Origin of the sequence: Halorubrum ezzemoulense (genome assembly GCF_004126515.1) — an archaeon.
Taxonomy (GTDB): domain Archaea; phylum Halobacteriota; class Halobacteria; order Halobacteriales; family Haloferacaceae; genus Halorubrum; species Halorubrum ezzemoulense.
The window spans coordinates 385793-399554 of the sequence record NZ_CP034941.1; the positions used below are offsets into that span (position 1 = coordinate 385793).

The following is a 13762-nucleotide window of genomic DNA, read 5'->3' on the forward strand; positions in this document are numbered from 1 at the left end:
CCACACCGTTATCCAGTCGGACATCTACTCGGTAGACTGCGCGTTCGAGACGTGTCTGGATGCTGACGGTGTCTTGTGGACCGACAGAGACGGTCCGAGTGAACGCGGTTTCGCCGTTGTCGTCGGTGATTGTGACGTGAACATTGTGGGTACTATCGTCGTAACTCCTCAGTACCAGACTCTCACCACTAACCCGACGTGTATCTGGGTTTCCTGAGTGGTCGGTTGTGCGATGCGCAGCGCGGTAAGCCTCTTTTGCGGGCATGTACAGACGGTGGAAATCCAGTCCGTAATAAGTTGAGTCACCGTTACCGGACGTGAAACACCAATTTCGCGACTTTGCTGACCTATGCCGGCTCTGTCACTGGCCCAGAAACACCGGACCCATGTATATGTCATCTCGACACCCTGGGGCACACATGCGACTTGAGATAGAATCGCTCGGCAAGCAGTACTCAGAGGGTCTTTGGGGGGTTCGAGACATTACCCTTCGACTCGGTGCTGGTGTACACGGCCTCGTCGGTCCGAACGGTGCTGGGAAGTCTACTCTCATGCGCATGCTCACGACGGTGACGCCCCCGACAGAAGGAGCGATCTACTGGGACGGAACTCGGGTGAGCGAATCGCCCGGTGTCGTCCGAAGCCTACTCGGATATCTGCCACAGGATTTCGACACTTATCCGACGTTAACGCTTGAGGAGTATCTCGAGTACGTGGCGGCGCTACGGGGGCTTGATTCCGAAACGGCGAGCGCGCGGATCGAAGCGTTGCTCGACCTCGTGAACCTCACCGACGTGCGTGATCGGCGCCTCGACACGTTCTCTGGTGGTATGCGGCAGCGGGCAGGGATTGCACAAGCGTCAGTACCTCACAAAGCATCCTCGGCTAGCTGTTTCTGAAGCCTGAGTTCCGTGGCGGAACGGTTGTGCTGATGGTCTTGACGAGAGAATCTCCGACGAATCGACGGAGAGCTGTCGCTGTCGGCGGCGGCTGCCGCCGACGCGACAGCGTTGCCACTCACGAGACGCCGTACTCGGTCGGTGACTACCGGTGGAACCGGTCGTCTGGTGGTCGATTCGCGGGGACGGCCCGACGCACTGCGAGGGCCGTCCACGCAGCCCGTCGAATCATATTCACGAACTCCTTGTACGGCCACCACCAGAGGCGACGCCCGCCTCGGCGGGGCGTCGCCACGTATTCGTAGTGGAGATACCGCCACGCGTTCTGTAACAGCAGACTCACCACAACGAACAGCAGTCTCACCGTCGCGTCTCGCGTCGTTGTTGTCGCTATCGCTTGCTCGGACAAGCGATAGCTCGACTCGATACCGAAGCGTTTCGTGTAGTGGTATCGAGCGTCGCGTGGTCTCTCGATGAACGGCGCGTCAGCGGCGTAGCCGTGACGCGCCACACCGTTCTCGTCGTACTTCCCGTTTAGGTACGTACAGTCGATGTAGACGGGAAACTCGACGGTCCAGCTGTGACCGTCGAGTTTCCCTGTCAGATCATGCTGAATGACACGACTCCACCCTTCCGAGAGCTCTTGCTGAATCGTCTTCCCCCACCGGATGATCGGGATCACGTACGCGTAGTTATGCGCTTGAAGCAGCGTGAGGCACTTGCTGTCGTAGAATCCGCGATCAAGATAGACGGCCTTGACCTCGGTGTCAAGGCCGTCGAGGACACCGAAGAACTCAGCGAGGACGCTGCTGGCGGTGTCGCCGTCTTCTAGACGGCGCACCGCCAGCGTGTAGCGTTTGTTCTTCACACGCGCGTAGAGTGTGGCGTAGGCGTGGAACGCGGTGGTTCCACGCTTGGCTTCCGAGTGATAGAGGCTCTGCGTGTCGTCTTCATCACCGTAGTAGGGTCGCAGGTGGAGGTCTGCGCAGACCTCCACCTGCTCAGGAAGGAGTTCGACGATATCTCGTCGAAGGAGCGTGTTAGCGACTCGTTCGAGCCGTTCCGGCTCGAACTTCGTCCGGAGATGGTAGAGGATCGTGTTGGCAGCGGGGCCGTTGTGACTCGACGCACAGAGCGTCGAGATCGAGGTCCCGTCGGCGCAAGCGCCGACGAGGACCTCATAGATGTCCTCAGCAGTGATTTCAGCGTTATTGGCTAAGGAAAGCGGAACTTCCTCGTCAAGGCTGTTGACGAGAAAGTTAACAAGCTGGTCCTCGTGAATCTCACTGTCTGCTTGCTGGGTCGTAGACACACCTTCAGCAAGCAGACGTTCTAACTAAGCGGCTTTGTGAAGTACTGAGCGTTGCTTAACGACCCCGAGCTGTTGGTCGTCGACGAACCAACCGTCGGCCTCGATCCGGAGGAGCGCGTTCGCATGCGTAATGCGCTGGCTGACACCGCTGATGATCGCGTCGTGATTTTTTCGACACACGTCGTCGCGGACATTGAGGCGACAGCTGACACGGTTACCGTGTTAGAAGACGGGCAGTTACTCACCCACGCACCAACCGAGTCGCTGATCAAGTCCGTTGACGGCGATGTCTACGAATGCCGGGTCTCCCAGTCGACGCTAGAGCAACTCGGACAAGAGTTCCCCATCTGTAACACCGTCCAGCGGGCAGACGGCGTCGATGTTCGGCTCGTCGCGGAGGATCCGCCGACCACCGACGCCGAGCAGGTCACCGCATCGCTCGAAGACGCATATCTCCAAACGGTTACGCATGCGAACTGACGTCCGCCGAGCCTATCATATTGCTCGGACTGACATTATCGCTCGTGTTCGGTCGCGAAAGCTACTCATCTTTTTTGCCGTTGTCATCTATATCGGATACCTGATCAACTCGGGCTCGTTTGGCGTCTTCTATACGGTTTCCAACGGGCCGAACGTCAACGGCGCGCTGACCTCTCACCTCGTCGGGCTCAACGCTGGGATGGCCGGATCAGCGGTCATGCTTCTGGCCGGATTCTACGTGCTTCGCGGGTCGCTTGAACGCGATGACCGCCACGGGCACCTCCCGGTGGTAACCAGTTCACAGACCAGTGAACTACCCTACCCTACTCGCTCACGGCTGACGCCGCTCGCTCCTTGAGGGTAGGGCTTCCTGCTTCTACGACGCGCTTTGCAGACACCGAATGGGTGTCCGCAGGGAGCGCAGTCTCCACAGGCGTATCTTCGGGCCATCCCAGCCCTAATTCAGCAAAGCCTCTCTGCAAGACGTTCATCGCCGCATTCGCGTCACGGTCACATTCAAACCCACACGAGGGACACGAATGCTCTCTAACCCAGATAGGTTTCGCTGTCTCCACGCCACACGACGCACACTCTTTCGTCGTGCCCCGCGCTTCGACTTGAACCACGTGCGTCCCGTACAGCTCGGCTTTATATTCGAGCAGAGTGATGAACTGTCGCCACGCCGCATCCTGCTTGTTCTGGGCGTTGTACGACTGTTCCAGCATCCCCTTCACATCCAAGTTCTCGACGAACACCGCGTCGTACTCGCGGACGAGCCACGTCGTGAGTTTGTGCTGGTAGTCCAGCACCTTCCGCCGGATGTGACGCTTGATTTTCGCAACCTTCAGTCGTTGTTTCTCGTAGTTGTTTGACCCTTCCTCTTTGCGAGAGAGTTTGCGTTGCTTGCGACGGAGTTGTTCGTACTCGTCTCCGAGATCGAGCCAATCTACAGTTTTCCCGTCCGAGGTGTGGATGTAGTTACGGATACCGAGATCGATTCCAACGCTGTTGTTCGTGTTGAGTGCATCTACGCTGGGTTTCTCGGGGAGATCGGCCTCATCGGTTTCGAGACCGAAAGAGACGAACCACTCACCGGTTGTCTCTTTTTTAATCGTGACTTCTTTGATCTCCGCTGTATCTGGGAGTTCGCGGTGGTAGCGGATCGGGATGTCACCGATTTTGGAGAGCCAGAGTGTCGCGTTGCGGCCACTCGTGTTTTTGAGTTCGAAACCGGACTGCGAATACGTCATACTCTGAAACTCCGCTGGCGATTTCCACTTGAGCATCCCGACCTTCTGACCATTCCGTTTCTTCTCAGAGAGATTCGAGAGGTTCTGATAGAACCGCGTGACGGTTCGCTGGAGTGCTTTCGAGTGAACCTCTGTGAACACGGAAAACTCGTCTTTCCAGTCGGTGAGACGGTCGTGATGCTTGTACGCCGACCCAACGTTGTCGGCGTCGTTGTGATTCGTGTACTCGTACCGCGTGAAGTTGTACGCTTGGCGATGAACGTCGATGTGCTGTTCGACAGTCTCCGCCACCTTTTGTGTCGGATAGGCGTGGTAGCGGTGACTGTATTCCATCGCTGTCCCTCAGTTTGGGATATGTTTATTTAATGGTTTGTACTGCGTGCGGCGATTCATCCCCTCCCTACTCGCTCCCGATAGTCGCTCCTTGAGGAAGGGGCATTCTCGCCTCAATTCTGGTAAACCGGTGTACCTACTCGGAAAACTACTGAGCAACACTGCCGTCGGCGTTCTCACCGCAGCGGTACTCGCAGGCGCAGCGGTCGTCAACCACTCGATCTACGGGGTCGGTGCCACCGACCCAATTGCCATCAGCTGGCCAGTCTTTGTGATGGTCGTTCCACTCACCGTGTTTGTTGGCGCGGTCGCGATGCTGTTTGGCACGATCAATCTGCTCGCTGGAACCCTCGGTCGGATAGCGTACTTTTTTGGGGCCATCTTCTTGCTCTCCGCACAGTCGGCGCGTCCGGAAACGGCAGTCCCGGCCGCTGTCCCGACGACTGTGAAAGCGCTCGATATTGTCGGGCTCACCCTCGCGTACGATCTCACCTTCGAATCAATACAGGCCGCTGTGCCGGGATTCGAGAGTAGCTTCGCGAACTTCGGAACGGGTGGATCCAACGCGCAAACGTTCCGGTACGAGGGAGGCCCGTGGCCGGCGTGGTTCTTCGCTCAGCGATTGGGTACTGTCGCCGTCGGACTGGCCGTAACGCTTGTCGCGGCACTGTCGTTTAATTGGTTTCGGACGACCGGCGGGGTAGTGGAGAAGGTACGTCGGCGCCTCCCGCTCGACGAGACTCCCCCTGAGACTGCGACACAGACAGCGTCCAATCCACAAACTCCAACAGACACGGCTGATCCGGCTGTGTCCCCTTCGCCTGTTGGTGATGATGTCACGATTCCTCCGGTTACCCGTCGTGGTGCCGGCGGGTTTCGGCGCGTCCTCACGATGGAACTTCGTCGTCTCCTGCGTGGACAACCGCGTTGGTGGTATCTCGGTGCGGGGCTGTTGGCGGTCGTGCCAGCTGGAATCGCCCTCACTGGTGGTGGCACTGAGGGAGCTGCCCGGGGGCTGCTCTCGTTGGTCGCGGTCTGGCCACTCTTCGTTTGGTCACAGATCGGCTCACAGACCGCTCGTCATGGGATTCGCCCTCAAGTTCTCACGTCCGACTACCCGGTTGGCCAGCTTGTCGGCGAGTGGATTGCCGGCTGTTTAATCACCATCGTCGTCGGGGCCGGTGCGTTTGCGATCGCTGTGGCCACAGGAGGTCCCACCGCACTCATCGGAGTGACGGGTCTCGTCATCTTCCCGCCGTCGCTCGCACTCGCTGCTGGGTTATGGACTGGATCGCCTCGGCTGTTCGAAGCGTTGTATCTCGGACTTTGGTACATCGGTCCGCTCAACGGTGGATTCGTTGCTGACTTTGCCGGCGTCACCGCTCGGGGCACGTCGTTGGGAGTCCCGATTGTCTTCGCCGCCGTCGGTGTTGGTCTTGTTGTTGTCGCCGCACAGACACGACGGGTGTACACGAATCTGGGCTAGCTTCCTTCAAAAATTCGACGCAAGTTATCCTGGGCCCTCCTCTGATTACGAATGTTCTATTCTCTCTCACGCAACATCAACAGCGCCCACAATCCCCAGGTCGTTGGCACAGAGAGCGCAAGCCCATTCAACGGCGAATACACCACTGTTCCAATAGCGAACGTCGCCACCAACCAAACCAGCAGTGCCAGCTCTTTCGATTGTATCCCCCCCAGCATCCGGATAGGTACTGATGCGGTTGATTCAAAATTGTACTGTCGCGTTTCAGTGCCGGAAACGCAGGTCTGTAGTCCACTATCCTTCATCACCGAAACCGACCTTAATATCCCCCTGACCTGAAAGGCGAGGTTTTCGCCCCGAATTTTCTGTCATGGAGAAACTGTCGTCGCCGGCGCTGGGTGTCCGGCGTCGCTACAGTTGACATCCTCCTCCGCGTAAACGCGGACGAATCCCCCGGCTTCAGCCCTGTCTCTTACCCACAAATTCTATTCCCGTAGCTGAGAAGTTGAGGCTGGGAGATGGGACGAGATCAGCGGAGTTGGCGACCTGATCTGAACGATGACGGGGAGTTGTGTGACATGGATGTATCAGGTTGGATTCGGACGGAGTTTCGGGCAGCGGAGTTCGGAGACAAGCGTCTTACCGATCGATTGGTCCAACTCGGGGATGAACTCGGCAGTTCACCTGCCGAGTCCATCCCGGCTTCCTGCGAGGACTGGGCGTCCACAAAGGCTACATACCGATTTTGCGATAATGAGAGTGTGGAACCGACCGAGATTCTCTCTGCTCACAAGCAGTCACAGCGATCACGGGTGAGTGGCGGAGACGAGCTGTTGGTCGTCTCCGACACGACGTATCTCACCTTTCCTCGCCACCCAGCCAAGGACGGTCTTGGAGATATTAGTTCCTCAGATATCGACGTAGAAGGCGTCAAATTACACACTTCCGTTGGTATTCGCCCAGACACGCAGCAGATGACTGGGGTCATCGACCAGCAGGTGCTGGTCGAGGACCAACAGGCGGGCAACACTTACAGCACAAACGGCAAAGACGACCCAATTCTCCTTGAGAACGAGCATGAAAAGTGGTTGCGTGGGGATAGGGAAGCCGCCAAGTGGCTTCCCGAAGACGTGCGTCCGATTTTTGTCCATGACCGAGGTGGGGACGCATTCTCGTTGTACGAGGAACTGAGCAAGGAGAGTGCTAACGCTGGTTTCGTTGTTCGAGCCAATCAAAATCGACGAGTCTTGACAGAAGGTGGTGAAGGTGGGAAACTCTTCGATTGGAGTAGCGACCTCGCAGAACGAGGTCGCAACTCCATTGAGATTCAACAAGGCGGTGGACGAGAAGCCAGAACAGCCGAAGTCTCAATCACTGCAGGAACCTGTGAGTTGCGCGCACCGCGAAATAATCCGGATCAAGAAGGGTCCGTCGAAGTGAATGTGGTGAGAGTGGATGAAGTCACTGAGGCTGGCGATCCGATTCAGTGGGTGTTACTCACCACTGAATCGGTCGAAACGTTCGACGATATTCTAGCCGTTATCGAGTACTACGGCCTTCGCTGGCGGATCGAAGACTGGCACAAGGTGCTGAAGAGCGGTTGTAAAATCGAAGAGCGGCAACTGCAAACGTGGGAGCGTATGGAAGTGTTGTTGAGCGTGTACTCAGTGATTGCCTGGAAGGTCTTGGAGTTACGAGAGCTAGCCCGTGGAGAGGGTTCAGTTGCTCCAGAGATCTTGTTAAGCGAGGCCGAACGCGCAGTTCTGGAAACGAAATTTCCAGAACTGAGCGGTCAAAGCGGGAAAGCCTACGCGGTACATGTGGCGAAGCTTGGCGGATATTTAGACCGCGGTTCAGATCCCCCTCCAGGCTGGGAGACGATGTGGAAAGGGCTTCAGAAGCTCCGCATGTGGGCAGAAGGCTACGAACTGGGTGCTGAATGAGCGCCAAGCCGCTCATTCAGCGAGACTCTCGTCAATCCAGCTTCTGTTCAGGGTCACAGACCGTCCAGCCTCTGAAAGTCGTGAGTCAGCATCAATAATGATTCCTTCCTGACCAATCCACTCATATCAGAGCGAATTTGGTTGATTTTTCTCAGCAGCGCTGAGTTATGGGTAAGAGACAGCCGTAAACGGCGAGGCTTCCCGTACCGCAGGTGGGATATTTGCCGGTCTACGACACGACCTGTTCTCTCGTGTGAAACGTCCCGCTCTCGCGGTCGAACAAGTGTGTCGATGGCTGTGCCACACAGCCGTTACTCCTATCCTCGCCGTGAGGACTCGGAGTTATCTTCTGACGCATATTCTCTGCCCCGTTACAATCCGCGTTGGCTACTAACTCACACGACGAGCAGACGTACAGGCCACGTTCGACACGGTTCGATTTCGTGTCGTCTCCACATCTTGAACACGTTTTTGAAGTGTTCCACTCGTTTTCTTTCAGTACCTCAACACCGCGCATCTCGCCTTTGTATTCGAGGTACTGGTAGATGCGGTCGAACGGCCACGTGTGCAGTTTCTTATTGCCGGTTTTGCCCCAGTCTGACTCCCGCACGTCTTCAGGCCAACTCACCGCGAGCGTTCCAACACCGCGATCAACGCACTCCGTAATAATGGCGTCCGTCAGCGTGTGGTAGTAGTGTGTCTCACGATCAGAGAGCTTCCGACGTGCCCACATCGACTTCTCTGACGGGCCGTTCTCTCCCTCGGTGTCGTACTCAGCTCTAGTAAAGTATTGTTTGTCTTCTTTGAGCGAGTTGCCGGGGTACAACACGTATTCGTCGGGGAACGCGACCGTGGCGATGTTGGTGATGCCAAGGTCGATCCCTGCGACATCGTCGCCAGCCGCATCCGCTGTTTCGAGCTCGACTTTACAGACGAAGTGGAGTTCCCAACTCTCACCAGTCCAGACGGCACGAATGTTCTGTACGCTGTTGACTTCTGAGAGATTAACGTCTGGTCGGGTCTGGTATTCGCAGAGCAAGAAGTCTGAGAAATGTTCTTTGAGATTCGAGCCTTTCGAGAGTCGGACGCGGTTGTTCTCAGAGTCGTGTTTGAACCCGTCTTCTTTGAACGTCACCGTGCTCTTTGGTCGAGTGTCGCCGTGTTTGCGGTAGCCGGGCGGATTCGCCTCACTGGAGTTGTGTCGCAAGTCGAACCACGACTGGAAAGCGTCAGAAAGTTCTTCGATGACTTTCTGACTGGATTGTGCGTTCAAATCTTTCCAGCACGACTGGTTTTTCATGTACGATTTTAGCACACTACCGTTTGGTATCTCGCCGGTTGCGTCCCAGATACGGTCAGCTGTCCATCGTGCGACGTTCCAGAGTTTCGAGGCAGAGTCTCCGAGCGAATCAAGACCATCACAGACCTGTTGGTGGTTCTGGATGGAACCAACGTAGGTGCGTGTGGCCTTAATCGCCATACATAGACTATGTAGACAAACTAACTTAATGGTGTGGATGTGCGTGGAATATCCAACCTGCCGTTCGTGATGGATTGGGTCAGCGTTGTCGGATTCACTCCCGGCGTAAACGCCTGTCTCTTACCCACAAATCGAGTCGTTGTTGCGGTCAATGAATCCGACCGAAGCCTCGATATCTACAGATTTAACACTTCTATGGGACGATTTTGCTGATCTTGTTTACCACATTCAACAACCCCCCACTGCCGATATCACCGTCCGAATTACTCCCCACCTCGATCTCTCGAGAATAGATATGGTTCGACAGCGTCTGAAACGTTTGTTTGGGACTCGGTGAACTTGTGGGTAAGAGACAGGCGTAAACGCCGGGGCTCTCTCCTCGTAGAAAGATAGAGTGTCCAGTCACACGGGTCAGCGTCTCATCTACCAGGCTCATTGATTCGCACTGGGTGAGAGCCCGAACCACTCATTCGTCGAGTTTGCCGATACCTGACCGTGGACTTAGCGACACACAGGAGTGTCCAAAACACCGCAGAGGATGACTACAATAGAGCACACCACACTACCCACACTTTTCCACAAAAGCCGTGGTTGATCTTCGTATGAATTCAAATCGAGCCCGTGGGATCCTCTTAGGGTTGGCGTGTGGGGATGCGCTTGGCCGACCGGTTGAGTTCTCGTCAGCATCCTCAATTGCGGCCGAGCACGGCCAACTCGACGAGATGATTGGCCATGGGACGTGGAATCAGCCAGCAGGAACGATTACAGACGATACCGAACAGGCCCTCTGTATTGCCCGCAGCCTTGTTGAGCAGCAAGCGTTCGATCCAGCAGATATCGCGTCTCGATTTGTCGATTGGTACGACAGTAATCCATTCGATATCGGCCGGATGACGATGAAGTCGTTGAGTCGGCTCAAACACGGCGACGACTGGAGCGAGGCTGGCCAGCACGTCTGGGAGACTAGTCCCGAAGGCCAAAACGCAGGCAATGGGAGTGTGATGCGGTGTCCACCGCTCGCGATACCATACGCAACCGACTGGGAGCGACTTGTCACAGTGAGTCGACAATCCTCACAGATCACGCACGCAGATCCACGGTGTACCTACGGTTGCGCCGTTTTGAATCTCACACTTGCTGGCCTTCTTGACGATGTCGACACCCCGTTACAGGACGCTCTCAATTACGTCGACGCAAGCGCCCCGGATGAACTGACTGCCGCGCTTAGGCCACTGGCACGTGGCGATCAACCCGATCTGCTGGAGACATCGGGCTACGTCATCCACTCACTCCAGACAGCACTCCACGATGGGCTACATACCACAGACGCCGAGGAAGCAATTGTGACAGCCGTCAACCGAGGTGGAGACACCGATACGATCGGCGCAATCACAGGTGCCATCGCAGGTGCCCGATTTGGCGCGTCTCAGCTCCCGGACCGATGGCTGACAGCGATTGACGAGGTAGACGAACTCGAAGCACTAGCGATGGATCTCGAAGGACCAGAGGAATAAACTAAACCACCCACTGCCGTAGGCAGATCCGAATGGCCGTCGACGACGATACCGGATCAGAAAATACGGAACCGCAGAAGTCCGCATGGTCCGTGTCTCGACTCAACAACGAAATTGCTGCCACTTTGGAATCCGCCGCGGAACGGTTCCCAACGTACGTTGTCGGCGAAGTCTCCGATGCGACAGCGAAGGGCTACGGGACGTTCTTTACACTCCGAGACGTCGACGGCGAGGAAACTATCCAGTGTATCGTGTGGTCGTCCTATCGCGACCGCATCGACGAGCCCATCACCGAAGGCGAGGAGGTAATCGTCCGGGCAAACGTCGATTTCTACGCCGAAGGCGGCCGGACACAACTCAACGTCAAAAACTACTGGCCGGTCGGCGATTCCGATCGATCACAGGAATTGGAGGCATTGCGTGCCGAACTCAATGAGGAGGGCCTCTTCGATGCCGACCGAAAACAGTCACTTCCACCGTTTCCATCAAACATCGGTGTCGTCACCTCATTGACTGGATCGGCTCGAGAGGACTTCCGTGAGTCCGCCTGGGGACGCGCACCCGGAGTGACGCTCACCTTCTTTGGGGCGACCGTTCAGGGCAAAAACGCCACAGCATCGATCGTCGGGGCGCTCCAACAGGCAGATCGAGATCCAGACATCGACACCATCGTCGTAACGCGTGGTGGCGGCGCAGACGACACGCTGTGGTGTTTCAACGAGGAGCCCGTCGTCCGAGCAATCGCGGACTGTGTGACCCCAACAGTCGTCGCTGTGGGCCACGAAGACGATGAGACCCTCGCCGAAGCGGTCGCAGACAAGCCAGCAATGACACCGACAGACGCGGGGATCGTGGCGACACCTGAGATGAGCACCATCCGAGAGCGCGTCGAGACCATCGAACGTCGGCTCCAAATCGGGTACAAAACAGTCGTCAGCGAGCAGCTTGACGCGCTCAATCGACGGATCGAAAACGCCGTTGTGAGACTCGAACGGGCAGCAGAAACTCGGCAGGCACGTATCCAGCGAGCAGCCGATCTCGAACAGCGGATCGATACCGCCTACACGACACAGACAGGATCACGCCTTGATGCGGTCGACGACAGGATCGAGACAGCACTCCAGGAGATCGAACACGCCGCGGAGACAGAGGCTGTCACGGTACGGGCAGCGCGGGGACGCATTGGCGGACTTGAGAGCCGTATTGATCGGGCGTACGAGACACACATCACCCAAGAAACTGAAGCACTTGAGCGCCGGATCGAAAGCGCGTATCGAGATATTGAGACGGACACGGACGTCCGAGAAGCAAAACAGGAAGCCCGCCAGCTTCGGATAATCATCCTGGTCCTCATTGGCTTGCTACTGCTCGGTGTCGCACTGTGGGCGGGTGGACTTCTGTGAGCACAACAGAGTATTCAAGCAGTCCCCAGGTAATCATCAGGCATGAGTGAGGCTGAGGTCGACATCGCCGGGACGATCGATAGACTTGAAGAGATTGCCGAGACACTCGAAGATGGAGAGGTTGATCTCACCACCGCGAAGGAGCTCCGCGAAGAGGCAGACGACCATCTTGAGACCCTTCGTGACGCCCTAGACGTCGGCGACGGTGACATTATTGAGATTGACGGTGAAGACGCCGACCTAGAGCGCGCCGAGTGACGGTCGGACACACTTTCCGACATTCACCATCAGCACTCGCAAAAGAAAGCCAGTTCACGCCGACTTGCACGCCTCAATGATAAGTTCGGGGGCATCAACCAGTTGATTCACTGTATGCGCACCCTTCCCTTTCCCTCGGCCCTTCCGATTCTGTTCGATCAGCGAGAGAAACGCAAGTTCGGAGAGGAGGTCGCGGACGCGACGAATTTTGAGCGGGTCGGTTCCTTCGCGTTCACACACAACCTCGTAGGCCGAGTACACCTGCTTTGAGGGGATCATCGCATCTGTATCGGTTGACTGCTGCATCTGGAGTGCGAGCCCCTGAAGGAGGTATTTCGAGTGCTCGGGTTGCTTTCCAATTAGTTCGGCGAGCCGCGCCTCTTCTTCACGCTCGTGTGCTTCATCAACGTACTCAACGCGGACGCGGTCGTCATCGTGTTCGTCAGCGATTTCGCCAGAATATCGGAGAATATCAATCGCCTTCCGAGCGTCTCCGTGTTCTTTCGCCGCGAGTGCTGCGACCTTCGGAATCACGTCGTCATCAAGGACGCTCTCTCGGAACGCATCTGCCCGTGAGTTGAGGATTGCACGCAGTTGATTTGCGTCATAGGGCGGGAACACAAAGTCACGCTCGGAGAGACTTGATTTGACGCGCTCATTAAGTGTTTCCTTGTAGCGAATCTTGTTGCTGATCCCGATGATGCCGAGTGTACTGTCTTCTACCTTTCCGGCCTCCGCCGCTCGTGAGAGCTGCATGAGAACGTTGTCGTCTTCGAGTTTGTCGATCTCGTCTAAAATGATGATACCAACGTCGAGACGTAGATCAAGTATCTTCCAGAGCCGCCGATAGTAATCAGACGTGGAAACGCCAGACGCTGGGATTTTCACATCCGTCACGTCAGGATCGTTGAACGATTCAGCGATCGTTCGGATAGCCTGCGTTTCTGTTGAGTCCTGAAAACAGTCGATGTATGCGACGTCAACGTGGACATCATTCTCGGCGGCAGCCTCAGTGAGATCCTGCGTAATGTACTTCGAGCAGAGGCTCTTGCCTGTTCCAGTCTTTCCATAGATCAACACGTTGTTCGGCGTCCCACCTCGCTGGGCGTCCTTAATCGCGTTCGCGAGGTTTGTGAGTTCCTCATCACGGCCGATGATCCGATCACCCTCTGGAAGATGACTCACACGAAGGAGTTCCTTATCAGCAAAAATGGGGTCGGGATCCCCGAAGAATGACTCCGTATCGCTCATACAGGATCGCACTCACCCGACCCATATCAATCTTCCCACCGTCTTGCCGCTGTAAACAGGAGTCTGTATTAGACGATCCGTCCAAGTGGGGTTAAAACCCGTATGTTCCTACGTTTTGAGAATTCCAATCTCATAACGGGCCGCGTATTGCCG

General features: G+C 56.3%; 10 protein-coding genes and 1 pseudogene. 7 read left to right on the forward strand and 4 right to left on the reverse strand.

Features of this window, described 5'->3' with window-relative positions:
• Nucleotides 1–419: 419 nt before the first annotated feature.
• Nucleotides 420–860: pseudogene (locus EO776_RS17465) on the forward strand (ATP-binding cassette domain-containing protein); the annotation flags it as partial.
• A 184-nt stretch (nucleotides 861–1044) separates the two neighbouring features.
• Here EO776_RS17465 and EO776_RS17470 read toward each other — a convergent pair.
• Nucleotides 1045–2211, reverse strand: a complete 1167-nt coding sequence (locus EO776_RS17470) for an ISH3 family transposase (RefSeq protein ID WP_129452617.1) — start codon at nucleotides 2209–2211, stop codon at nucleotides 1045–1047.
• 51 nt (nucleotides 2212–2262) lie between these two features.
• Between EO776_RS17470 and EO776_RS17475 the strand changes: the two genes are divergently transcribed.
• Nucleotides 2263–2691, forward strand: coding sequence for a hypothetical protein (locus EO776_RS17475; RefSeq protein ID WP_246041527.1), 429 nt, complete (start codon nucleotides 2263–2265; stop codon nucleotides 2689–2691).
• Between the two features lie 323 nt (nucleotides 2692–3014).
• Here EO776_RS17475 and EO776_RS17485 read toward each other — a convergent pair whose 3' ends face one another.
• On the reverse strand, nucleotides 3015–4274 hold the full coding sequence (locus tag EO776_RS17485) for an RNA-guided endonuclease InsQ/TnpB family protein (protein ID WP_094552636.1): 1260 nt from the start codon (nucleotides 4272–4274) through the stop codon (nucleotides 3015–3017).
• Between the two features lie 130 nt (nucleotides 4275–4404).
• Here EO776_RS17485 and EO776_RS17490 point away from each other — a divergent pair, with 130 nt between their 5' ends.
• Both EO776_RS17490 and EO776_RS17495 read left to right on the forward strand, forming a co-directional pair.
• Complete coding sequence (locus tag EO776_RS17490) at nucleotides 4405–5760, forward strand: hypothetical protein (protein WP_186279056.1); 1356 nt, start codon at nucleotides 4405–4407, stop codon at nucleotides 5758–5760.
• 518 nt (nucleotides 5761–6278) lie between these two features.
• Nucleotides 6279–7703: an IS4 family transposase gene (locus tag EO776_RS17495; protein ID WP_094580467.1), complete on the forward strand. Its 1425-nt coding sequence runs from the start codon at nucleotides 6279–6281 to the stop codon at nucleotides 7701–7703.
• A 229-nt stretch (nucleotides 7704–7932) separates the two neighbouring features.
• Here the strand turns inward: EO776_RS17495 and EO776_RS17500 are convergent, their stop codons facing one another.
• Entirely contained in the window at nucleotides 7933–9183 is a 1251-nt protein-coding gene (locus EO776_RS17500) for an RNA-guided endonuclease InsQ/TnpB family protein (RefSeq protein ID WP_094580716.1), read from the reverse strand.
• Nucleotides 9184–9785: 602 nt separating this feature from the next.
• Between EO776_RS17500 and EO776_RS17505 the strand changes: the two genes are divergently transcribed.
• The 3 genes from EO776_RS17505 to EO776_RS17515 are packed head-to-tail and all read left to right on the forward strand — an operon-like array spanning nucleotide 9786 to nucleotide 12358.
• Nucleotides 9786–10697 (forward strand): ADP-ribosylglycohydrolase family protein, encoded by a 912-nt coding sequence (locus tag EO776_RS17505; protein WP_099289276.1) that lies wholly within the window; start codon nucleotides 9786–9788, stop codon nucleotides 10695–10697.
• A gap of 32 nt (nucleotides 10698–10729) precedes the next feature.
• Nucleotides 10730–12100 carry an exodeoxyribonuclease VII large subunit gene (gene xseA, locus EO776_RS17510; RefSeq protein ID WP_094520700.1) on the forward strand — a complete coding sequence of 457 codons (1371 nt, stop codon included), beginning with the start codon at nucleotides 10730–10732 and terminating at the stop codon, nucleotides 12098–12100.
• Nucleotides 12101–12142: 42 nt separating this feature from the next.
• Nucleotides 12143–12358: an exodeoxyribonuclease VII small subunit gene (locus EO776_RS17515; RefSeq protein WP_094520701.1), complete on the forward strand. Its 216-nt coding sequence runs from the start codon at nucleotides 12143–12145 to the stop codon at nucleotides 12356–12358.
• Nucleotides 12359–12412: 54 nt separating this feature from the next.
• On the opposite strand, the gene EO776_RS17520 is transcribed toward EO776_RS17515, so the two are convergent.
• Nucleotides 12413–13609 carry a Cdc6/Cdc18 family protein gene (locus tag EO776_RS17520; RefSeq protein ID WP_094520702.1) on the reverse strand — a complete coding sequence of 399 codons (1197 nt, stop codon included), beginning with the start codon at nucleotides 13607–13609 and terminating at the stop codon, nucleotides 12413–12415.
• Between the last annotated feature and the right edge of the window lie 153 nt (nucleotides 13610–13762).

Coding starts and splice junctions, on each gene's coding strand:
- EO776_RS17485 (WP_094552636.1), bottom strand. CDS start 4,274: ATGGAATACAGTCACCGCTACCACGCCTATCCGACACAAAAGGTGGCG.
- EO776_RS17495 (WP_094580467.1), top strand. CDS start 6,279: ATGGGACGAGATCAGCGGAGTTGGCGACCTGATCTGAACGATGACGGG.
- EO776_RS17520 (WP_094520702.1), bottom strand. CDS start 13,609: ATGAGCGATACGGAGTCATTCTTCGGGGATCCCGACCCCATTTTTGCT.
- EO776_RS17505 (WP_099289276.1), top strand. CDS start 9,786: ATGAATTCAAATCGAGCCCGTGGGATCCTCTTAGGGTTGGCGTGTGGG.
- EO776_RS17515 (WP_094520701.1), top strand. CDS start 12,143: ATGAGTGAGGCTGAGGTCGACATCGCCGGGACGATCGATAGACTTGAA.
- EO776_RS17500 (WP_094580716.1), bottom strand. CDS start 9,183: ATGGCGATTAAGGCCACACGCACCTACGTTGGTTCCATCCAGAACCAC.
- xseA (WP_094520700.1), top strand. CDS start 10,730: ATGGCCGTCGACGACGATACCGGATCAGAAAATACGGAACCGCAGAAG.